The sequence below is a fragment of the Scytonema sp. NUACC21 genome, from assembly GCF_054684315.1.
On sequence record NZ_BAAFZH010000098.1, the window covers coordinates 136,393 to 157,954 of the forward strand.

Here is a 21,562-nt window from a genome sequence, read left to right on the forward strand (position 1 = left end):
CCAACCCAACCCACGATTCTGTTAAAAGCGCTGACCGATACCAAAATGCAATCGGCTTTCGCCCTGGTCATTCATACCAAAATCAGCCCGAATCAGTCCTAGAGGTGAATCGAAGCGCAAACCCGCCCCATAACCAAAACCCGTACCTGGTTTGTTACGTACTCCAGCTGGGTTATCCAATATAGTATCCCCAGAACCTAAATCTGAGGCAAAGTCAGCAAACACCACCCCTCCCAATGCGTCCAAAACAGGAATGGGGAAGCGGTATTCTGCTGAAGCCAAGACATAAGTGCGACCGCTGCCAATGTCGCCTCCATCATAACCGCGTACTGAGTTGGGACCGCCCAAGTTAAAAGATTCATAAGGCGGTAAATCGCCAATGACTGTACCAGCCTGGAGATTCAAAGCAAAGACCTGAGGTTTTTTAGATTCAAATAACTGAAACGGTACAAACTGGCTGTAATTTGCCCGGATGCGATTCATGGAAATAGCACCATTTCCAAGGGGGACAGATTGTTCCGTACTGAGTTTAAGTATGGAACCATTTGTTGGATTCAAGGGGTTATCCCTTTCGTCTTTGGTAGCAGTGAAAGACACGGTAGCCAAGTCATCAATACCAGTTCCACTGAAAGAGAGTTGGTTACCTTGTTCATCAGTTGGTGTAATACTGCCTTCGCGATCGCGAATACTAACACGGGTATAATTGAATCCCAAGGAAGTGTCCCAATCGTCAATTGGTCTTTGGAAACTAATACTTCCACCAAACCGACCTTCCCGCACTCTGTCACCATCTGCCAGCTTAACATCACCGTCAAAAGTGTCAGAAAGTCCCCGTTTGCGATAGGTCGTTATGCTATAGCCCAAACGGTCTGGATTTGTTTCCCGATAAGGGCTGGTAAACTTAGTTTCAAACTGGATGTCACGGCGACCTACTTGAACATTCACACCCAAGTTATCGTTACTACCGCCAATATTTCGGTCATTATAAGTTAATGTACCGACTATCCCTTGGTCGGCGCTGTAGTTTCCACCTACATTAACAGAACGTGCCCCTAATTCCTTAAGTTGGTAGATGACATCAAGTTTTGTGGCATCGCCTTCTAGAGCAACGTTCACACTTTCAAATAACCCAGTCTTGTACAGTTGCTGTAAGTCTTCCTTGACAATGCTTTCTTGGAAAAGTTGACCGGACTTGAGTTTGAGTTGCTGGCGCAGGAAATCTTGTTTGGTACGTCCCGTAACAGGCTTACCCTTATCATCGACTGTTTTGCCTTCGTCGTTAACGAATCGAATTTGGACACTACCAACCACACCTTCGCCAACATTTAAAGTCAGAATCCCCTCCGGGGTTGGTGTAATTGATGTGACGCGTGCAATCTTATAACCATTATCACCATACCATTTATTGATTTGTTCCACGACTGCCTTCAAACCATCAGGGCTAATAGCTTTTCCTATTTGGGATTGGAAACGTTCCCAAGCCACTTGATAGGTTAGCGCCTTAGCCCCGGAAAGTTGTATGGAACGCACAACCACGGGTTGAACTAGATAGACAACATTCAAACCTGTTGGTGTGGTGTTACTATTCACCCGAGCGTTAACAAATAACCCTGTCTCTAAAATTGCTTCCACATCTTGTTGTAGCTGGCTTTGACTCGTTTCTCCGCCTGCTTGAGTTTTGATACGGCGGCGAATAATCTGCTGTAATTCTTCAGTGGCTCCCTCTATCTTTACATCTGTCGCTGTCACGACTAAATCATTCTCGTTGTTAGAGGGATTGGAGGGTTGTGGGGGAGATGAGACAAGAGGAGACCCCGAGTCCTTGCTGCTCAAGAGTTCCCCTGTCTTCGGCTCTTCTGACGTACCTATTACGACAGAATTCTTGTCAGCACCACTTTGCGCGGTTCCCAATTTTTGAGAAAATTGTTCAACGACCATAGTTTCTGGTTTGGCGATCGCCTCTAACTTTGCAGGCGGCGTTTCTTCAGTCACGGGAACTACTAAATTACCTGCATTATCAGCCTGAGTGGGAACACCAGAAGGAGCAGCTATTGCTTGTTGAGTGAGGTTGCCAGCCGTCAAAGTCGCTAGAGTGAAAATTGCCGCAGAAGAAACTCGCATAATAAGTAGCCTGATTTACTGGGAGTTAGTGTGTAGTTTTCTACAGAGGTTAGGTGATGGGGATAGTACTAACTTCCAGCTGCTTTGCCGATTTATACCCCCATTTATCCCTCTTGCCTCACAAGACAGTTAATTTTAAGTTTTTGTTTCTTATGCGCGATCTACCAAAGTTACCCCTAACCTCTCAGTACCAAGGAGAAACTTCTCGCTTGCGATTGCTTGCTATTAGTAACGGACACGGGGAAGATGCCATCGCCGTTCGCATTTTGCAGGAACTTCAGCAACAACCTAATGCACCAGATATCGTCGCATTGCCAATAGTGGGACAGGGATACGCTTACCAACGGTTGAACATCCCTATCATTGGTTCGGTACGCACCATGCCTTCTGGTGGATTTATATATATGGATGGACGCCAACTCGTGCGAGATGTGCAGGATGGCTTACTACAACTTTCAGTAAACCAGATCAAATCCATACGCAACTGGGTAAACACCCAACAAACATCGGGCAATAAGAATGCTATTTTAGCGGTAGGAGATATTGTTCCCCTGTTATTTGCATGGCTAAGTGGTGCCAATTATGCTTTTGTGGGTACGGCAAGATCGGAATATTACGTGCGAGATGAAATTGGAATATTGAAACGGAAAACCAAAGTAGCATGGTCGGAACACTTCTCGGGTTCGGTTTACCATCCTTGGGAACGTTGGCTCATGAGCCGCCCTCACTGCAAAGCCGTGTTTCCCAGAGATTCACTAACGACAGAGGTATTGACAAATTTATCTATCCGTGCATTTAATTTGGGCAACCCAATGATGGACGGGTTGGAACCATCGTTTCCGACTCAACGATTTTACAATCCGGATGCAGAAAAGCAAGAAGTCGCTCGACCTCTGGTTGTAACTCTTTTACCCGGTTCCCGTCCGCCAGAAGCCTACAATAACTGGCACCAAATGATGATTGCTGTCTCTGCATTGATGGCATTGTTTCAAGAGCGAGATTTTAAGGGATACAGTTCCAAAACAGTGGTGTTTTTGGGCGCGATCGCACCTAGCCTGCATTTTGACAGTATGCGCCAAATACTTCAATCTCAAGGCTGGCGTCCCTTTGCAGAAGCACCAGTCAAAATTTCCGATACAACTGCCATGACATTTAAGCAGAAAAATGCATATTTTATCCTGACTCAAAATGCTTATAATGATTGTTTGCACATTGCAGATTTAGCTATCGCAATGGCAGGAACGGCAACAGAACAATTTGTGGGTTTGGGTAAACCGGCAATTATCTTTCCCGGAAAAGGACCTCAGTTCACAGCCTCCTTTGCTGAAGCCCAAAGTCGTCTTTTGGGTCCATCAGTGATTTTAGTCCAAGAGCCAGGAGCAGTTGCTGGTGTGGTGCGATCGCTCTTAGCCAATCCCGATACTTTACAAGCCATTGCAGAAAATGGCTTGCGAAGGATGGGGAAACCAGGAGCAGCTAGGCGGATTGCCGAGTGTTTGATGGAGAAATTAGGAAGTTGTTAAAAATAGACATCCTCAGAAATTAATTGTGCAACGTATACAACCTTTATAAAGATGATTAAAATGCCAATTATTGGACGAATGTTGATATCGCACGTAGGTTGGGTTGAGGAACGAAACCCAACAAAAGCCTCAATGGTGTTGAGTTTCGCTACCATCCAACCCAACATATAAAATTGGCAGGTGCAAGCGCAACATAATAACAGCCTTTAAATTTAGGGTAGAGTTGTGCATTTCATTACTTGTCAGGTGCTATTTCTTCTTCATAAAGAAAGCTAACAATCGGAATAGCACTTTGCACCTGGTTAAGCGCAGATACACCCATAGTTGTGGAACTGGTTCCTACTTGCTGTAAGTTTTATTCATAACTCTTAAAAAAGCTTCATTCAATAACAGACAGATACCTCTGATATCGCCTGCTGCTAACTCAAAAAAATTAGGATATAGTTAAAATGTACTAATATTTTACTTATTTAGAATTTGCTACAGCCATGCAAGATCGAGATTTAGGTCCACTGGGAGAAACAGAATTCAAAAGGCTATGCCACACTGCTGGATTAACAGTACATAAATCTGAAATGGACCGGACAGGATGGGATTTTCTTGTAGAGTTTCCCTGTAAGCAGAACAATCGCTTTCCTCAAGATCTTTTGTTAGCTCCATTAGAGTGCAAGATTCAAGTTAAATCAACTGACAAAAAAAGGAAGAGAGGATCTATTACATTATCTAATTTGGATAGACTTGTAAAAGCACCAATGCCTGTCTTCTTCTGTTTCATTGAATTTGATGGAGAGGATATGGCACAAGCTGTTTACTTAGTTCATGTTGGAAAGGAAATAATTGAAAAAACATTGAAGAGGATTAGAGAGCTAGAAAATGAAGGACAGGGAAATAATTTAAACAAGCATACTCTTGATATTACTTATGGAGATGCTGATAAATTGGAGAGTTTAACCGGAAGAAGTTTAAAGTCTGCAATTGAGAAAATAGCTCCAGATGGTATGATAAAATATATTGAAAATAAAAATCATTTATTGAATACTTTGGGTTTTGAGGACGGTAAATATCAGGCTAAAATCACTATCATGAGCCCCGATCCTATTGGAGATATTTTAGATGTAACTCTAGGAATTCGCAAAGAAATTGATATTTATCAATTCATTAGCTATCATAAGAGATTTGAAATTTTGTCGAGTAATCCTAATATGCTCCATGATGGTGGAGTTCTTTCTATTTATGGCAAGCCAAAAGAAGCAAGATTGACATTCAAAGAACATGGTCGTCCATTAGGAATCTCCTTTGCCGCAAAGTTACACATTTCTCCTCTCACTCAATTTCTCCCAAGAGAACGTCTAAAGTTTAGAGTAGAGTCTAGATTCTTTGAGCTAATTATTGAATCAGATAAGATAAACTGCTCAATTCATCCTTACTCTAATGACAAAGTTTCCATCAAAGAGTTAACAAATTTTCTCGAGCTTCTATCGATATTTGAAAAAACATCTAAATCCATTACAGTAGAGCTTAAGTCTGAAAGTGGAGACTCAAATCTAAGTTTTAGTTTAAATTCAAAAGATTTGCCTTCATCATTGTTTGAGATAAAAACCTGTGGCGATCAAATCTTTACCTGGAGTGCTATTGCTGACATGGCAAGGAAAGTTATTGAATTATGTAGAAAACTTTATATTTCTGAAGAAGATTTACTTGTTCAGATTGAGGATCTACTTAGCCTCTATCAATATACAGACCTTGGATTGCTATATCAAGCATTATGTGGAAGTGCAGAATCTGTAGTTGTTTCCTTTCCAGATGGAGTAGATGGATATCAACAAGATGCCAAAGCTGCAAGTGTTGGCTTTGCAGAAGCCCGCATTGGAAATTATGTTATTGGCTGTTGTCTGGCAATTGTTGGTTCTCTCTCTTTGCTTGGGGATCAACAGATGTTGGTTGCTGAGAGGTTCCTTGTAGGGCAGCAGTTTATAAGAACTGACAATATGAGTCAAGTAAAGGAACAGATTGAAGGAGGTTTGAATGAATTGGTAGAGGAATTGCAAAATGAAGAATTGGCAGCTATAGCAATCCTAAATGATTCATGAGAAAACACCATTATATAAATAATTTCAAAATTACTTAATTGTCAAGGGCAAAATCGCCGTTGATGTATGTCAGGAGGCGATCGCTTACAATACTTTTAAATTTCGGCAGCTTGTTGAGAATATGGAGCCCTCCAATTCAGCCAAACTGATTCCAAACGCAGAAAAAGCCGTCGTTGACATTCGTAAACTGCATGATTATTGCCTAAATCTAGACCACAATCAGGGAAAACATAAAGCTCGGTTGTTTTTCTCAAGACTTGGCATAACCGCAGACGATGCTTTTGAATTGCGCCAGATTCTTCTAGAAGTTGTCAAGACTCATTTGGCTGAACTAGGACGACACGATGAGTTTGGACAGCGCTACACGTTAGATTTTGTCCTCGAATGGCAAAATAGAAGTGCAACTATTCGGAGTGGTTGGATCGTTGAATCCGGTTCCAACATTCCAAAATTAACCACTTGCTACCCTTTGTAATATCTGAAAGTGAAACAAGATGACACAAAAAACAGTCAAATTGCTCGATGTAGTCGCTCTGACATACGATCTTCCCGAATACAACCTTTGGCGTGGGCAAGTTGGCACGGTGGTTGAAGTTTTAGCCAGTGGTGCTGCTTTTGAAGTTGAGTTTAGCGATCGCAATGGGCACACCTACGAATCAATTGGTTTACGCCCAAATCAGATTATGGTGTTGCATTTTGAGCCAGTATCTCCGGATACAAAATCTGAAGTTGTCAAGGCTTGACATCTGATTCTTAATAAAGAAGGGGAGAGGTCAATACCTCCTTGGTGGCTTGACGACAGGAATTGATGGGACAGGAGATTTTGCTGCGATCGCCGCTCGCGTTCCTGATTCTTGAGTCCTAGCAAGGGTTCCGGGTGGAACGACTTCCAATAGACCAAACACAGCCGGACCTTGGGAACCATCGGAATTGGTCAGAAGCAAGGAACGATCGCCTAAAGGTGCATCAGGGGAAGCTGTAATTGTCAGGAAGAAAATTTGTTGCCCGCCTTGCTCTTGAAAATCGACTTTTGTCACTGTGACTCCGGGAGCATCGATCAATTCAATGGTGGCATCGAGATCGCTATTAAACGCAATCAGCACGACATTTTCCACTGTTGTTCCTGGCTCAATTCGCATATTCAGGTTACCACGGGAAGTTACATCTACCAAGTCTGAGTCCCTCAATAGAAATGGACGCGGTAGGGGCTGTTGTGCTACATCCGCACATAGAAAAGATTCTGGTGGTGTTAGCTGCGGCAAAGGCAATCCAGCTAGGGCAATATCAAAAGTTTGTGCAATCTGAGAGCCAAATTCAATATTAAATCCATTAATCGTGATATCACTCACGGTAAAGCCTTGGTCTTCTGGTACCTCGAACACTGCATGGAGAATAAAATCCATATCTTCTCCATTTTGCCGACGGCGACCTCGAACAACCTTCCAATAATCTGATGGCTGGGCATTTGCAGGAGCATTGAAGGGCAGCTGGTAGGTGTCAAAACTGGGTTCTTGAATATACAGCCCGACTGGGTTCTGTAAGGAAACCCTGACACCAGAACCAGGTTGTCCAGTTCCACGCACCAATGCATTTACCGACGCCCCAATGGTTGGATCGCTGTTACGGTTTGGAGCGCCATACTGACTGCAGTTGATGAGCTGGTTTTTATCGGTAATGGGGTTACCCGCAGGATCTTGTCGCAGAACTGTAGCTTGACCTGCTAAAAAAATCTCAGCACTGAGAGCATTGGGATTACTGATTAAATGAACCGCCCCATCGGTTGTCGTGCTATTCCACTTATTGCGATCGTTATAAGCTGGTCGTCCAGTTTCTGGGTCAATAATAGGTTCTCCATTACCGTCCCGTAAGTAAAGGTCTTCAAGTTGTACTTGAGGTTCTACTAGCTCTTGGTAAAGCCTGAGCACAACTGCTGGCTCAACATCCCAAAGGGCGTACCAATATTCTCGGTTTTCGCAGGTAAACATGACTTTGGTAATCTTCCCCTCTGAGTTGCGGGTGACACTCCACTCACAGTACTCGTCTTGCCAACCACGGGGTCCTCTGGGACTATAGTTAGGATTTAATGATGATGGACTTTCATCTGCAAGTTGCCATTGTGTACGCTCCCCGACGTTGGGAAATGCAATTAAAATTCTGTTTGGAAAAGCCGTCCATCTGATAACTGCTCCCTTTGTGCCTTCGGGAATATCTGTATTGAGGGGGTTGTAGTACTCGGTTAGGGCAGGTTGGTTTACAGAATCCCACGGGTCGTTTTTAATGGTCTGTTCTGTATATCGATTGATGTTACTATTCCAACGACTGCGGAAGGCTTTCTCTTTCTCTTCTTCACCTGAGCGGAAATCATTTTGATTTGCTGGTGGATCGAATTGAGGTAGTTTGGGCATTTTTTTACTCCTATGTTGTTATGTTTATGACAAGTTGGTTTTTCAACCATAATTGATTGCAACCCTACTGAGCAGTACACTACTGGGGTAAATCTGTCTGAGGAAACAGTAGAGTAAATTCTTGGAGGTTGTTGATAATTGGCCAAGATTGAAACTGCGATCGCCGTTTAACAGCAAGTCTCATGAGTCGATCTAACTGTTCTGATTCAGAAAGATTGTTAATTTCGTCTATATAAGTCTGAATTCGCTGCTGCACAGATGTTTTCCATTGGTCATCGGGTAGATTCCAAGTGAAAAGAAATTGTTGTTCGGCAGAACAGGTGTCTAAATTCCCAGGATCGCAGTCTGGTTGATTGGCAGCAACAGCCTTGATTTTGTCTGCAAACTCATCAGGTACGCTACTGACACCATTGATGATAGTGCCCGTTTTCATCTGTTCGGCATACTGCTGCAAACTGCTTCGCGTCTCTGAAAAAACTGGATTTTTAAAGCCCACCATCAACAGTGAAGCAATAAATTTGTCAGTTATAATTTTTGCAGAGCGCATTTGGGTCAACATGAAGAGATCCTCTGCAGATGGTACGGGTACGAAAAACGCAAAGTAGGTGGAACCCTCTTGCTCGTACAAGGGTGAGCCATCTGGTTTTCTAAAGTCAGACTGAACCAGTTTGAAGTTATGGATTTTTAGGTAATTGTCGTAATCATCGCGTTTAAACTTAATCAGAGGGATATTGTAATTGAGGTTTAGTGCTGTTCTTAAGGCTGAATCCCACAGGAAAAAGTCATTAGGAATTCCTGAGATATCACTGTTAACTGGACTGGTATTTGCTGCTTTACTTTCTATATTGGTGGATGCCAAATTAACGGTAGTATTGGTGGTAAGGTGACGCAACATCTCGTTTACATCACTGAGATTAATCGTCCCGTCCTCGTTTTTTACGCGATCGCGCAACCAATTTTGATAGTAAATTTGGTATCCACTTTTGATAACCCGCTCAAGAATTTCAGCACCTTTCAAATCTTGAAATATCTGCTCTTGAGCAACAGCGATCGGTACAATCAGAGGTGATATTGTTGCACGTTGGGAATGCCAATTGTTCCAAGGAAATGCCAATTCTTTCATAATCACCACACCATTGTGGTGACAGTCGAAACATCCATGCCCCATAGTCTGGGGTGCCCGTGCCATAGGTGAGTCACCTGCCCAAGCCCACACCCTAGTTGGAATATTTTCGGTTTCGCCTACTTGTGACAAAAATTCATAAAAGTTGTATTTCTTCGCTTGAGCATTCCATGAAATCACTTGCAGGAAACTAGAATTTCCTCCCGGTGGTGCATTGAGCAAAATCTGAGCACTGCTTGTTGGGCTTGTTCCCCAGGTAAGGATATAACGTAAGTTCCGAGGTACCTCCCGCGAAACAACTGTAGTTGGAATTTGACTCCCTTCTCCTACCAAGTAATTGGCTTGTTGGAGGTTTAGCCCAGAGTTGGAAACCCCTGCCACAATTGCATCAACACTGTCCGGAAAAACTCCTTTGCGAAGAATAGCTGTGGCGAAGGGATCGTTCAGATTTTCCCCAATTTCCTGTTCCGTCATAAGTGCCACACACGAATCCACTCCCTCAATGAAACGATAGATTTTGCCAGCTTCTACTGGAGCACAGTTGGTGTTAGTTTGTACGCTAAGGGTTCGTGCTTGGGTATTCGTGAGAACCTCTGGGTGTTTTTCTACAAAAGAACTCCTTGATTGAAAATTACCCGTTGCTAATTTTTCTTGGTTTGCCGCCAAAGCTTCGGATTGGAATGAATGACTCAGAAACCACGAACTTCCTGATAGAAACAGTAAGAACAAGGTGAGAATAACAAATTTTGATAAACCAATCTTGGGCATTTTTACTCACCTTCTTTTTTCTGTCAGTGTAAGTTGGCAGAGCTTGCCTGATTATCTAATTGCTAGTTAAAACGACTTATGCAGTTGAACGAAAAAAGCAATGCTGCCAGAAATCCTACCAAATCCATTTGGATCGGAATTATTTCTCCTTCTTTTCTCTTTGCGCTCTTTGCGTCTATAGAGTTTTTATTATTTTAAATGCAACCGTAAACGATATTTTTTAAGAAATATTTTCAATTTCCACGGGCTCGACAGGTTCAGCCAGTTCAAAGCCAAAAATTCGGGAGTAGAAGTACAGTTCCCCATCCAGGGCACGTTTGATATTCTGAGCATTGCGGAAGCCATGCTGCTCACCTTCAAAGGCAACATACGCTACAGGCAAACCTTTATTTCGCAGCACTTCGACCATTGCCTCTGCTTGGTTTGGCGGGACAACTTTATCTTCCAATCCTTGAAAGAATATTACCGGACATGCAAGACGGTCTGTATAATTTATTGGCGATCGCTCCTGATAAAGCTGGCGCTGTTGCGGGTAAGGACCAATTAAACGATCTAAGTACCGTGACTCGAATTTGTGCGTATCCCTTGCTAGAGCTTCGGTGTCACTCACTCCGTAGTAGCTTGCACCCGCTTTAAACGTGTCTCGGAAAGTCAAAGCACACAATGTCGTATAACCACCCGCACTACCACCTGAAATTGCTAGGCGATTGCCGTCCACCTCTCCCCGTTCCACAAGGTAAAGCGCACCATAGACGCAATCATCAACATCCACAATTCCCCACTGACCATCTAGTTGCTGCCGATACTCCCGTCCATAGCCTGTACTACCACGGTAATTCACATCCAGAACCGCTATTCCCCGGCTAGTCCAGTACTGAATTCCAAAGTTGAGGCTGCTGGAAGCTGCTGCGGTTGGTCCACCGTGGCTTTTAACAAGCAAAGGGGGTTTTTCGCCATCAAGGGCATTGTAATCGCGGTTTTGGGGTGGGTAGAACAGGGCATATGCTCTCTGTCCATAAGATGTGGGGTATTCAATTGCTTGGGGTAACGAAAGATAACCCGTATCAATTGTTACCTCACTGGAATGGCGCAGTACCTCAAGTTCTGCCGTCCTCAAATCCATCCGAACAATAGCTCTTGACTGAGTAGCAGAAGAACCAATAAATACTACTCGACCGAGGGCGGCTTGCAGCGCCTCAATATTTGTATAAGGAACTTCTATCGGTTCCAGTTTGCCTGTTGTCGTATCAAGGCTTGCCAAATACCAAATGCCTTGCTGAGTATAGGAACAGATAATGCGGTTAGTTGACTCGAAAGCATAGGTGGACATTCCCAAGAGCCATTGGGGTTTGCCAAACTCAGCCTTGATGTCCGTCAGCAGTTCCACAGTTCCATCTCGTCTGCGGTAAAGATTCCACCAGCCTGTGCGATCCGAGATAAAGTACAAATTGCCATCGGGTGACCACTCTGGCTGAAAGATTGATTCATCAGGACCACCTGCAACTCGTTCGCTATGTCCCACAGAACCGTCTGCTTGCAGTTCCCCTACCCACAGTTCTGCTGCATCCCAAGGCATATTTGGATGATTCCAAGTTAACCAAGCCAAATGATTTCCATCAGGGCTGAGGCGAGGGGCTGCATAGAAATCATTGCCGTACACTAGGAGTTGAGGATTTTCGTTCGCTTCTAAATCCAGGCTAACCAGTGTGTTGATTGGTTCGCGTCCGCCAACCGTGAGATCCTCACACACGCATATAATCCGATTTCTTTGGCGGTCAAACACCCCGTCTGCATAACGTAGAGTTGCGAACGGTGTGATGGGGTAGGGCTGTTGACCGATATCCTGACGATACAGACGTTGGTCGGCAAAGTTGGAGAAGTAAACAGTGCCATCAACAACTAGAAAAGAGGCACCGCCGTACTCATGGACGCGGGTACGCACATTGAAGGGAGTAGGTGTAACATCACATAACACCGGGTTCAAGTCGCGAGACTCGCCCAATTGACTTTCCCCGTGAGTTTGACCATCTGCAGCCCGTTTGACAATGACAGTTCGCCCTTGTTCCCAGGGTCGGAACTCGCTCCAGTAGATGTCTTCACCATCAAAAGCTATCTGCCCCAGTCCCACAGTGCTTGATGTAATCAAGTCGGCTGTAATGGGCGATCGCCACGACCCGTAAGGTGCAACTTTTGGCTCAATCAAGCACTAGGCTCCTTGGAATATATATATACAGAATATTACTCTGTATCTGTGGCTTCCTCATTATTAAAAAACAGCAAGCGAATAGCGAGTATGGCAAACCCCACAGCTGCTCCCGCTTTCAACAACCTTGTAGGCAAAAACTCTGCCACCGCGCCCCCAGCTAATGCTCCCAAAAAGGAAGTCAACAGCAGCGCCCCAGCGGTTCCCAGAAATACCGCACGTGGAGATTGAGAGCGTCCTGAAATTGCGATAGCAGCTAGCTGACTTTTATCCCCTAGTTCCGATAAAAAAACTGTTATAAAGCTCAATCCTAAAAGATGCCAATCCATAAATTTTGTCCTCTGTCCTTTGTCCTTTGTTCTTTTTTCTTTCTTTTGACTGATGACAAATGACTAAAAACTCATGAATAAATCCCAAAAAAGCATGACAGAAATGAGCAGTAGCATTACTCCAGATGCTTTTTCGACAGTTTTAGGAGACAATCGGCTAGCCATCCAACTACCCAAAATTACACCTATTAAGCTGGTCATCACAAGGGCGGTTGCAGATCCCAAGAACACTACCCACGGAGATTGAGATTCTGCACTCATGAGCAAAGTAGACAATTGTGTCTTGTCACCGATTTCTGCTAAAAAGATGGTGACAAAAGTCGTTGCAAACACAGCAATCGCCTTCTGAGGCTTTGGGGATTCTTCAGACGCTAAAGATGATGGAATCTCAACTAGGGCAGTCGTTGAACTGTAATCTTTCTCTTCGTTTAGACTAGATAGGTTGGGAGGTGCAGAGTCAAGTTTCACGGGTAGTGTTTTTCTCGCTAGATTGTTTTCATATTTTTCTCATTTTCTCAATGTTTTTTACAAATTGCAACCCAGTAGCCATAACAGAACCTTATCTTTACTAAAGATGATGCAAAAATTGACACGTCGTAAATTTCTCGCAACTGCCACTCTGACAACAGGTTTTGCATTGGCAGTGGAACCCACGTTTGCCAAAGTCATCACCACCGACACCAACGGATTGGTTGCGGGTGCGGTAAAAATTCCCGTTAAAGATGGCGAAATTCCTGCCTACAGAGCAATGCCTGCGACTGGTAAAAATTTTCCAATTATTTTGACAATCCAAGAAATCTTTGGCGTACACGAACATATTCAGGATGTCTGCCGTCGCTTGGCTAAGTTAGGATACCTGGCAATTGCTCCTGAATTGTTTGTCCGTCAGGGCGATGTCTCAAAGTTACCCAATATAGAAGATATTCGCAAGGTGGTAGCCAAAGTGCCAGATGCCCAAGTGCTATCCGATCTTGATGCTACAGTCAACTGGGCTGTCAAGTCAGCAAAGGGGAATGCCAGTAAGTTGGGGATTACGGGCTTTTGCTGGGGTGGTCGCATAACCTGGCTGTATGCAGCACACAATCCCAAGGTGAAAGCAGGTGTCGCGTGGTACGGACGACTGGTGGGCAATGCCAGCGAACTGACACCCAGGCATCCTGTCGATATTGCATCTACATTAAAAGTTCCCATTCTTGGGCTTTACGGTGGTCAGGATACAGGCATTCCCCTTAATACAGTAGAGCAGATGCGAGACCGCCTTAAGTCAAGCAGCAGCAAATCTGAAATCATCGTCTACCCAGATGCACCCCATGCCTTTTTTGCCGATTACCGCCCTTCCTACCGTGAGAAAGAAGCTAAAGACGGTTGGCAACGCCTGCAGGCATGGTTGAAGCAGCATGGCGTGTAATTCTGTTCTCATCAGTCATTTCACCAATATGAAAGAAAAAAGCCATTTTTCTGAAGAAGCAGAGGTTTTCGTCTTTCCGTATTGGGGATTCCAGGGATTCAGTTAGTGGGGATTAACAACCGCAATTTAGAAGACTTTAGCGTCGATTTAGCAACAACAAAAGAATTGCTATCGCAGCGTAGAGATATCTTGAAGAAATTAGGTATTTCCGTTGTAAGTGAATCGGGTTTGTATACATCTAGCGATCTAGCTTTGGTTTTAGAAGCAGGTGCAGAAGCTGTTTTAATTGGAGAATCTCTCGTTAAGCAAGATGATATAGAGCAAGCAATTAAGCAAATTCAGATAAGTAGGTCGGTAAGAAAAAATGTAACTGGTAAGGGTCATCCTTAGTTATTTGTTATTAGTAAGGGTTTCAGATACATTTACATTCTGTAATGTATTTCTGTTTATTCACACCAACTTACTTAAGTATCTAGTTTTATCTAGGGTTTACTGTACTGTATACTTTATACTCCTCTCGGATAAATTACGCAAACACACTTTATCTTTTAATTAACTATGACATCTATTTCCAAACACTTTGAATCCTTACGCAAAGCAAACCAATGTGCTTTGATTCCTTTTATTGTAGCTGGCGACCCAGATTTAGAAAATACTGCTGAAGCTTTGCGACTTCTGGATGCAAGCGGTGCTGATTTTATCGAATTGGGAGTGCCCTATTCTGACCCCTTGGCTGATGGACCAATAATTCAAGCTGCTGCAACCCGCGCATTAAAATGGGGAACTCGTTTAGCTGATGTTTTGAATATGGCACAGTCGGTTACTCGTAGTTTGAAGTCACAGATTATTCTTTTTACTTACTACAATCCAATTCTCAATGTAGGAATTGAGAAATTTCTCAAACGAGTTGCTGATGCGGGAATTAAAGGTTTGGTTGTACCGGATTTACCTTTAGAAGAAGCCAGCGATTTAATGAATTTTGCTAGTATCTATGGGATTGAAGTTACTTTACTCGTGACTCCCAATAGTTCCCCAGAAAGAATTAAGGAAATTTCCCGTCAGTCCCAAGGATTTATTTATTTAGTTAGCGTTACGGGTGTTACAGGAATGCGCGAGCAAGTACAAACGCGAGTCAAAGATGTAATCATGGATATTCGCAGTGTCACCAGCAAGCCTATAGGTGTTGGTTTTGGTATTTCTACCCCAGAACAAGCCCGTCAAATGCGTGATTGGGGTGCTGATGCTGTCATTGTTGGTAGTGCATTTGTGCAGCGTTTGGGAGAAAACACCCCTTATAATGGCTTGCGGTCTATTGGCAAGTTTTGTAGCGATTTGAAAGCAGTAATATAAACATCTGTCCCATTGTTTAAAAAATTAGGAGATTTCATGCTATTTAATGTACACAATTCAATAAGTCGTCAACCAGATTCTAACGGTCGATTTGGTCAGTTTGGCGGTAAATTTGTTCCAGAAACTCTGATGCCTGCTTTAAGTGAATTAGAAACTGCGTTTTATAAGTATTACAATGACGCTGATTTTCAATCTGAATTACAAAATCTTTTACGGGATTATGTCGGACGTGCTACTCCTCTTTATTTTGCGGAACGGTTAACCAAATACTATGCTCGTCCGGATGGGAGTGGGGCACAGATTTACTTAAAACGTGAGGATTTAAATCATACGGGCGCTCACAAAATTAATAATGCTCTGGCTCAGGTGTTACTGGCTCAACGCATGGGTAAAAAGCGAATTATTGCGGAGACTGGAGCGGGTCAACACGGTGTAGCAACTGCTACAGTATGCGCTCGTTTTGGTTTGGAATGCGTCATTTATATGGGCATCCACGATATGGAACGGCAAGCTTTAAATGTGTTCCGCATGCGATTGATGGGGGCTGAAGTTCGTCCCGTGGCAGCGGGAACGGGAACGCTCAAAGATGCGACTAGTGAGGCAATTCGCGATTGGGTAACGAATGTGGAAACGACTCACTATATTTTGGGTTCCGTTGCAGGTCCCCATCCTTACCCTATGATGGTGCGGGAGTTTCAAGCGGTTATTGGTAAGGAAACTCGCATTCAATCTCAGGAAAAATGGGGGGGCTTACCGGATATTGTACTTGCTTGTGTGGGTGGTGGTTCAAATGCGATCGGTCTTTTCCATGAGTTTGTGAATGAACCCTCTGTGCGTCTTATTGGAATTGAAGCGGCAGGTGAGGGGATTGATACAGATAAGCACGCAGCAACTTTAACACTGGGTCGTGTTGGTGTTTTGCACGGGGCGCGAAGCTATCTTTTGCAAGATGGTGATGGTCAGATTATTGAAGCACATTCGATTAGTGCTGGTTTGGATTATCCCGGTGTGGGACCGGAACACAGCTATTTGAAGGATATGGGACGTGCGGAATATTACAGTGTTACTGACAAACAGGCTTTAGCTGCATTTCAACGGTTATCTCAACTTGAAGGGATTATTCCCGCATTGGAAACATCTCATGCGATCGCATATTTGGAAACCTTGTGTCCGCAACTTGTTGGTAGCCCGCGCATTGTCATCAACTGTTCGGGTCGCGGTGATAAGGATGTGCAAACGGTGGCGAAGTATTTTAATCCTGGGTAAATATTACTCCTTTCCTGCCAGAAGATTATTTATTTAAATGAACCGTAAAGACGCTAAGGACACAAAGAAAGAGGAAAAGAAGATCGGTAATCTTACACCGCGAAGGGAGTAGTTTGCGATCGCTCTCGTATAAAATGTACCCCCCTGTTTATCCCCCCCTTATAAAGGGGGAAACTAGTTCCCTCTCCTTTATAAGGGGAGGGTTAGGAAGGGGTAGAGTTGGGAATTGTAAGTAATTAAGCAGATTTGATATCAAAGCCCTAATACGCAAAAACCAAGAACTCTATTTGGAGGTAAACAATGGTACAGGTTAATGTTGAACAAAAGCCAGTAAATAATAACAGTAAAAATTGGTCTGAAATATTACGGCAATTGCTCGATCGCGAATCGTTATCTGTTTCCCAAGCTTCAGATTTAATGCATGGTTGGTTGGGAGAAACTATTCCGCCAGTACTGTCGGGTGCGATTTTAGCAGCGATTCAAGCGAAGGGTGTCTGTAGCGAAGAGTTGTTGGGAATGGTTCAGGTTTTGCACGGACAATCGGTAAAGCCGGATTTACGGGATCGGATTCTCAAGAATCAACCGCTTGTAGATACTTGCGGAACTGGTGGAGACGGTGCATCGACGTTTAATATTTCGACGGCTGTTGCTTTTGTGGTGGCTGCTTGTGGAGTGAAAGTTGCCAAACATGGGAATCGTTCTGCGTCGGGGAAAACTGGTTCTGCTGATGTTTTAGAAGCTTTAGGTGTGAATTTGAATGTTAATCCTGAAGTTGCTCAATTAGCATTGGAGGAAGTCGGCATTACTTTTCTGTTTGCACCCGATTGGCATCCCGCATTAAAAGCGATCGCGCCATTGCGAAAAACTCTTAAAGTACGTACTATATTTAACTTACTAGGTCCGTTACTAAATCCCCTATCCCCAACAGGACAGGTCATTGGCATTAACAATCCAACTTTAATTGAAACTTTTGCCGAAGTTCTCAATCAAATGGGAACTCGCAGGGGAATTACATTACACGGACGGGAAAAATTAGATGAGGCTGGATTGGGAGACAAAACCGATTTAATTGTACTCTCAAATAAACAAATACATCGAATCGAATTAGATCCAAAAGATTTAGGTATCAATCCTGCCCCTATTAGTGTATTAGCGGGTGGTGAGGTTAAAGAAAATGCAGAAATTCTCCAGGCTGTTTTGCAGGGGAGAGGAACAAAAGCACAACAAGATGTCGTAATCTTGAATGCTGCTTTAGCATTATATGTCGGCGAGAAAACATCAAATCACGATCCCATCAAAGCTTTTTCTGAGGCTGCGAGCGTTGCCAAAGAAGCTTTACAAAGTGGAGAACCTTGGAAAAAATTGCAGGAATTAGTTGAATTTGGGAATAGGTGAATGAGATAGGAAGCTGCATCCACCACTAGATTTGGTCAAGCCCCGCTTTAAGGCGTTTCCTCATCAACAACGACCAACTCCACGCCACAGCGAGTAGCGGCTTCAGCTAACCGAGTATCAAGTGTTGCCAATGGCAATCCCAACCGCAGCGCTAGCTCTAAGTAAGCCGCGTCATAAGCAGCCAGACCTTCTTGTCGTCCTAGCACCAGGGTAGCACCCAATGCATTTGTATCTGTAGCCGAATCAACCTGAATTAACATTGACTGTAACAAGGCAATAGCTTGCGAAGATTGTTCCTGAGTCATGCGGTTACGTCTTTCAGCCACCAGCAAGACATTGGCTATCTCCAGCGACCAAATTCCCGGTACAAATGCTTCACAATCCGGCATCATTGCCAATATCGTATTAGAATAGTTGTTATTTTCATCCACCAAGCACCAGCTAATTGCTACAGAACAATCCAAAACAAACTGCATCTGATTATCTTCGTCCCTCTTCTATCATGGAGCGGATTGACGTTTTGTCCAACGCAACTTCTCGCCGCAGTTGTTGCATCCCGGCAATTGCTTCGGTAATTGATTTTTTCGTCGTGGGCTTTCCCCAAGCGTTATACTGCACTGGAGTTTCCTCAGATACTGCAACTTCTGCATCGGGTAAAGGCTGTACAACCACTACCACTTCAACAGAGGTATCGTTAAAATCAGTGGGTGTTTGGATTTGCAATATACCATCTGCCCCAATATGTGCTCTTAACTTTATCGTTTCCATATCAGCCCCGCTAACTCATCCTTTACATTGTTCATTGTGTCTCAATACGTCTCAATTTTCGCCGAAAGGAATTTTCTAATTTTTGGACTGCTACTAAATCAACAAGCTAAGTATCTATACTCATAGGCTTACCGCTATTGTCGGTATCGAGAATGGACTGAGAAAATACCTTGGATCTCGTTAACTGACATCTTGCACCTTCTCAATAAGGGAGTGTGCGGCATAGCCCTACCTACGATCGGGATCAGCTTTTTGAGGTTTGATTTTTGCAATAAGGTGATGGTGCAAGATATGAGTTAAAGAGAATCTGGTTATTACACGTATCTCAGCAGGCATCCAAATTAAGATAAAAATCAGATTTGGCAAAATGCTTCTTGACTAAAACTACCTAACGTAAAAGACTGCCACTTAGTATATTCCGATCCTTGGTAATCAACCCATTTAGGTAATGTTATCGCGCCTTTTGGATTTTTCACTAACCAATCTACATTAACCTGGATTTGACATTCTTCCTAATTTTTATAAAAAGTGGTTCTTCAGTACTTGTTATTTTAGCATAACAAGTACTGAAGAACCGAAACAGTTAATTTAGCAAAAGATAACGGCTATGTTGATTTAGCAAATGCCTTAACATCTTTACAATCTTGTCAACCTGACGATAATACCCCGGCATCAGAATGGAAAGATTGGGCAGACAAATTGCAGAAAGTGATGATTCAGTATCTGAATATTGGATATAATGTGGAATTGTCTGAAGAGGATACTAAAGCTTTAGATAAGTACCTCTATGTCATTAATCTTCTGTTAGATTGTCTTCAAGCAGATAGCTATGTGTCTAGAGATTTGCGCGATGAACTGATTGATTACCTACTACTTCCAAAGGAAAGCATTCCGTCACATCTGTTAGGAAAGGAATTACCTATACTGTCGGAAGAACTGCAATTATAGCGCGTATTCATCGCTTTCAATGGAAGACCGCACGTGCTTTCCTCCGGCGGGCAATTCGTGCCATTGCGCTCAATGCGGGTACTTCGCTGACTTTTCACGGTATCTGGAAAACCCCTCTCCAACCTCTCACGCCAGTTGCTACAACTCTGGAAGAGCAACGCACTGGCTCCCCTACAAGGAGCTATCTATTACCCGCATCTTTCTTAACAATTGCAAAACTGTTATGGAGAAAGGGTTTTTTGAGATAAGCCTTTGGATAAGCGTTTTGGAGTTCTTCAACTTCTGTTGCTAGTTTTTTTGAAGGCTTCTTGCTCGAAAAGATCGCTTTCTGTATGAGACGGGCGAGGTACTCGTAGTCTAAAAGTCATTTACCGTAATATCTCCCAACCCTTTACCTGGTGTAATGCTCGCCTTTGGTAGCAAACTTAGGTTTTTGTGTTGTTCCTAACAGAAGAAAATTGAGCACTATGAATGTGACAAGGGCAAAAATAGCACTAGCATATAAGGCTCCTTGAATTCCTACAAATCCAAAGGCAATGCCTACTAAAGCCGGACCAAGTGCCCTTCCCAAAGATTGGAGAGTAACATTCATAGCCATAAACCCAGCACGATTGTCCTCAGGTGCGAGGCGTGCAAATACTGTTTGGGTGGATGGAAGTGCAATGCCAAGACCTGCACCAAATATTAGAACAGGGATAAAAAGCAACCATACATTGGTCATTAGGGGAGCAATCAAGAGTGCCAAACCACAAATGACGAAAGACATTTTGATAAGTGTGACTTCAGAGAACTTCTGAGCAAACCATCCCAATTGAGAAGCAAACAAAGCAAGAGTTATTTCCATACTGGCAAGCAGTATGCCAATGACTGCACCAGATGCACCGAGAGTATTTGCTGCTAGAAGTGGGATGCAGATAAAACAAGAACCAAATTCCAAGATGAATAAAGACAACACCGCAAACAACAGCGCTAATACAGAACGGTTGTTAATACTCTTAAGCGTACTTCTCAAATAAACTTTGAAGTTAAAATCTTCAATATGCTTTTGGGTCTTTGGTAGTTTTAGTTTTGTCAGCACTAACAAGGCAATTGGAAGAGCGAGAATTGAGAGTAAAAATGGGTATTGCCAACTGAGTTGTGCCAATCCACCACCAATGAGAGGATAAACTGTTGCACTAATGCCAATCATACTGGCGTTAAATGCCATCGCTGCAGTCAGCATCTTTCCGGAATAAATATCAGCAATGACAGTGAGAGACAAAGACTCTAAACTAGCAGCACCAACGCCTTGCAAAAATCTCCACTCTAATAGGCTGCGAAAATCCCGTGCGAAAGCACATAAAATTCCGCCAAGTGCAAACAGCAGTAAAGAAGGAATGAGAATTTTCTTTCTGCCAATACGGTCAGCCAAAACCCCGAATATTGGAGTTCCAAGTGCAATTGGTATCAAAAAGCTTGCCATAACCAATCCAATTTGTTCATTTGGAACTTTAAAAACTTCCCCAATGGCTGGTAGTGCTGGGTTAATAGCCATCACACCCATAACTGATATTAGTGTGACACTAATGATGATATAAAGATTGTTATCTTTGTAGATAGGATTTGAATTATCTTGTTGAATTTTCATGGTGGTTAGTTGTTAGTGGTTGATGGTTAGTAGGGTGGGCACTGCCCACCGTTGGCTGTTGCAATTTTATGGTGGTTAGTTGTTAGTTAGTAGGGTGGGCACTGCCCACCGTTGGCTGTTGCAATTTCATGGTGGTTAGTTGTTAGTGGTTTTCTGCTAATTATTCATTGTTAGTCTGACTTCATAGGTAATTAACAACTAACTACTACTTTTTTTCCGTTCTAAAATTACCTTGTAG

The 21,562-nt window shown here is 43.3% G+C and carries 17 protein-coding genes and 3 pseudogenes; 10 read left to right on the top strand and 10 right to left on the bottom strand.

Annotated features, from left to right (window positions below; translation table 11 throughout):
• Window positions 1–21: 21 nt before the first annotated feature.
• Window positions 22–2,121: a BamA/TamA family outer membrane protein gene (locus ACYRY3_RS30355; protein WP_460205392.1), complete on the bottom strand. Its 2,100-nt coding sequence runs from the start codon at window positions 2,119–2,121 to the stop codon at window positions 22–24.
• Window positions 2,122–2,273: 152 nt separating this feature from the next.
• On the opposite strand from ACYRY3_RS30355, the gene ACYRY3_RS30360 reads away from it, so the two are divergent.
• The 4 genes from ACYRY3_RS30360 (at window position 2,274) to ACYRY3_RS30375 (ending at window position 6,477) form a co-directional block, all read left to right on the top strand.
• Window positions 2,274–3,644: a lipid-A-disaccharide synthase-related protein gene (locus tag ACYRY3_RS30360; RefSeq protein WP_460205393.1), complete on the top strand. Its 1,371-nt coding sequence runs from the start codon at window positions 2,274–2,276 to the stop codon at window positions 3,642–3,644.
• 488 nt (window positions 3,645–4,132) lie between these two features.
• Window positions 4,133–5,734, top strand: a complete 1,602-nt coding sequence (locus ACYRY3_RS30365) for a hypothetical protein (RefSeq protein WP_460205394.1) — start codon at window positions 4,133–4,135, stop codon at window positions 5,732–5,734.
• Window positions 5,735–5,855: 121 nt separating this feature from the next.
• Complete coding sequence (locus ACYRY3_RS30370) at window positions 5,856–6,209, top strand: DUF6883 domain-containing protein (RefSeq protein ID WP_460205395.1); 354 nt, start codon at window positions 5,856–5,858, stop codon at window positions 6,207–6,209.
• Between the two features lie 19 nt (window positions 6,210–6,228).
• Window positions 6,229–6,477 carry a DUF4926 domain-containing protein gene (locus ACYRY3_RS30375; protein ID WP_460205396.1) on the top strand — a complete coding sequence of 83 codons (249 nt, stop codon included), beginning with the start codon at window positions 6,229–6,231 and terminating at the stop codon, window positions 6,475–6,477.
• A 30-nt stretch (window positions 6,478–6,507) separates the two neighbouring features.
• Here the strand turns inward: ACYRY3_RS30375 and ACYRY3_RS30380 are convergent, their stop codons facing one another.
• From ACYRY3_RS30380 to ACYRY3_RS30400, 5 genes are all read right to left on the bottom strand, one after another.
• Window positions 6,508–8,139, bottom strand: a complete 1,632-nt coding sequence (locus ACYRY3_RS30380) for a hypothetical protein (RefSeq protein WP_460205397.1) — start codon at window positions 8,137–8,139, stop codon at window positions 6,508–6,510.
• Window positions 8,140–8,218: 79 nt separating this feature from the next.
• Window positions 8,219–10,030: a hypothetical protein gene (locus tag ACYRY3_RS30385; protein WP_460205398.1), complete on the bottom strand. Its 1,812-nt coding sequence runs from the start codon at window positions 10,028–10,030 to the stop codon at window positions 8,219–8,221.
• Window positions 10,031–10,250: 220 nt separating this feature from the next.
• Entirely contained in the window at window positions 10,251–12,233 is a 1,983-nt protein-coding gene (locus ACYRY3_RS30390) for a S9 family peptidase (RefSeq protein ID WP_460205399.1), read from the bottom strand.
• 35 nt (window positions 12,234–12,268) lie between these two features.
• Window positions 12,269–12,562, bottom strand: coding sequence for a TMEM165/GDT1 family protein (locus ACYRY3_RS30395; RefSeq protein ID WP_460205400.1), 294 nt, complete (start codon window positions 12,560–12,562; stop codon window positions 12,269–12,271).
• 63 nt (window positions 12,563–12,625) lie between these two features.
• On the bottom strand, window positions 12,626–13,030 hold the full coding sequence (locus ACYRY3_RS30400) for a TMEM165/GDT1 family protein (protein WP_460205401.1): 405 nt from the start codon (window positions 13,028–13,030) through the stop codon (window positions 12,626–12,628).
• 109 nt (window positions 13,031–13,139) lie between these two features.
• On the opposite strand from ACYRY3_RS30400, the gene ACYRY3_RS30405 reads away from it, so the two are divergent.
• The 5 genes and pseudogenes from ACYRY3_RS30405 (at window position 13,140) to trpD (ending at window position 17,981) form a co-directional block, all read left to right on the top strand.
• On the top strand, window positions 13,140–13,970 hold the full coding sequence (locus ACYRY3_RS30405; RefSeq protein ID WP_460205454.1) for a dienelactone hydrolase family protein: 831 nt from the start codon (window positions 13,140–13,142) through the stop codon (window positions 13,968–13,970).
• A 78-nt stretch (window positions 13,971–14,048) separates the two neighbouring features.
• A pseudogene (locus ACYRY3_RS30410) lies at window positions 14,049–14,360 on the top strand (hypothetical protein); the annotation flags it as partial.
• 168 nt (window positions 14,361–14,528) lie between these two features.
• Window positions 14,529–15,320: a tryptophan synthase subunit alpha gene (gene trpA, locus ACYRY3_RS30415; RefSeq protein WP_460205402.1), complete on the top strand. Its 792-nt coding sequence runs from the start codon at window positions 14,529–14,531 to the stop codon at window positions 15,318–15,320.
• A gap of 36 nt (window positions 15,321–15,356) precedes the next feature.
• Window positions 15,357–16,586 carry a tryptophan synthase subunit beta gene (trpB, locus tag ACYRY3_RS30420; RefSeq protein WP_460205403.1) on the top strand — a complete coding sequence of 410 codons (1,230 nt, stop codon included), beginning with the start codon at window positions 15,357–15,359 and terminating at the stop codon, window positions 16,584–16,586.
• Window positions 16,587–16,886: 300 nt separating this feature from the next.
• Window positions 16,887–17,981 carry an anthranilate phosphoribosyltransferase gene (trpD, locus tag ACYRY3_RS30425; protein WP_460205404.1) on the top strand — a complete coding sequence of 365 codons (1,095 nt, stop codon included), beginning with the start codon at window positions 16,887–16,889 and terminating at the stop codon, window positions 17,979–17,981.
• 47 nt (window positions 17,982–18,028) lie between these two features.
• On the opposite strand, the gene ACYRY3_RS30430 is transcribed toward trpD, so the two are convergent.
• Window positions 18,029–18,457: a type II toxin-antitoxin system VapC family toxin gene (locus ACYRY3_RS30430; protein WP_460205405.1), complete on the bottom strand. Its 429-nt coding sequence runs from the start codon at window positions 18,455–18,457 to the stop codon at window positions 18,029–18,031.
• Between the two features lie 4 nt (window positions 18,458–18,461).
• Window positions 18,462–18,749 carry a hypothetical protein gene (locus tag ACYRY3_RS30435; protein WP_460205406.1) on the bottom strand — a complete coding sequence of 96 codons (288 nt, stop codon included), beginning with the start codon at window positions 18,747–18,749 and terminating at the stop codon, window positions 18,462–18,464.
• A 633-nt stretch (window positions 18,750–19,382) separates the two neighbouring features.
• Here ACYRY3_RS30435 and ACYRY3_RS30440 point away from each other — a divergent pair.
• Window positions 19,383–19,697 (top strand): annotated as a pseudogene (locus ACYRY3_RS30440) (NACHT C-terminal helical domain 2-containing protein); the annotation flags it as partial.
• 238 nt (window positions 19,698–19,935) lie between these two features.
• Here ACYRY3_RS30440 and ACYRY3_RS30445 read toward each other — a convergent pair.
• Both ACYRY3_RS30445 and ACYRY3_RS30450 read right to left on the bottom strand, forming a co-directional pair.
• Window positions 19,936–20,089: pseudogene (locus ACYRY3_RS30445) on the bottom strand (helix-turn-helix domain-containing protein); the annotation flags it as partial.
• A complete protein-coding gene (locus tag ACYRY3_RS30450) occupies window positions 20,089–21,324 on the bottom strand; it encodes an MFS transporter (RefSeq protein WP_460205407.1) in 1,236 nt (411 codons plus the stop codon). The gene ACYRY3_RS30450 and the pseudogene ACYRY3_RS30445, both read right to left, overlap by 1 nt.
• Window positions 21,325–21,562: the final 238 nt, after the last annotated feature.

Coding starts and splice junctions, on each gene's coding strand:
- ACYRY3_RS30355 (WP_460205392.1), bottom strand. CDS start 2,121: ATGCGAGTTTCTTCTGCGGCAATTTTCACTCTAGCGACTTTGACGGCT.
- trpA (WP_460205402.1), top strand. CDS start 14,529: ATGACATCTATTTCCAAACACTTTGAATCCTTACGCAAAGCAAACCAA.
- ACYRY3_RS30430 (WP_460205405.1), bottom strand. CDS start 18,457: ATGCAGTTTGTTTTGGATTGTTCTGTAGCAATTAGCTGGTGCTTGGTG.
- ACYRY3_RS30365 (WP_460205394.1), top strand. CDS start 4,133: ATGCAAGATCGAGATTTAGGTCCACTGGGAGAAACAGAATTCAAAAGG.
- ACYRY3_RS30375 (WP_460205396.1), top strand. CDS start 6,229: ATGACACAAAAAACAGTCAAATTGCTCGATGTAGTCGCTCTGACATAC.
- ACYRY3_RS30395 (WP_460205400.1), bottom strand. CDS start 12,562: ATGGATTGGCATCTTTTAGGATTGAGCTTTATAACAGTTTTTTTATCG.
- ACYRY3_RS30450 (WP_460205407.1), bottom strand. CDS start 21,324: ATGAAAATTCAACAAGATAATTCAAATCCTATCTACAAAGATAACAAT.
- trpB (WP_460205403.1), top strand. CDS start 15,357: ATGCTATTTAATGTACACAATTCAATAAGTCGTCAACCAGATTCTAAC.
- ACYRY3_RS30380 (WP_460205397.1), bottom strand. CDS start 8,139: ATGCCCAAACTACCTCAATTCGATCCACCAGCAAATCAAAATGATTTC.
- ACYRY3_RS30360 (WP_460205393.1), top strand. CDS start 2,274: ATGCGCGATCTACCAAAGTTACCCCTAACCTCTCAGTACCAAGGAGAA.
- ACYRY3_RS30370 (WP_460205395.1), top strand. CDS start 5,856: ATGGAGCCCTCCAATTCAGCCAAACTGATTCCAAACGCAGAAAAAGCC.
- ACYRY3_RS30435 (WP_460205406.1), bottom strand. CDS start 18,749: ATGGAAACGATAAAGTTAAGAGCACATATTGGGGCAGATGGTATATTG.
- ACYRY3_RS30405 (WP_460205454.1), top strand. CDS start 13,140: ATGCAAAAATTGACACGTCGTAAATTTCTCGCAACTGCCACTCTGACA.
- ACYRY3_RS30385 (WP_460205398.1), bottom strand. CDS start 10,030: ATGCCCAAGATTGGTTTATCAAAATTTGTTATTCTCACCTTGTTCTTA.
- trpD (WP_460205404.1), top strand. CDS start 16,887: ATGGTACAGGTTAATGTTGAACAAAAGCCAGTAAATAATAACAGTAAA.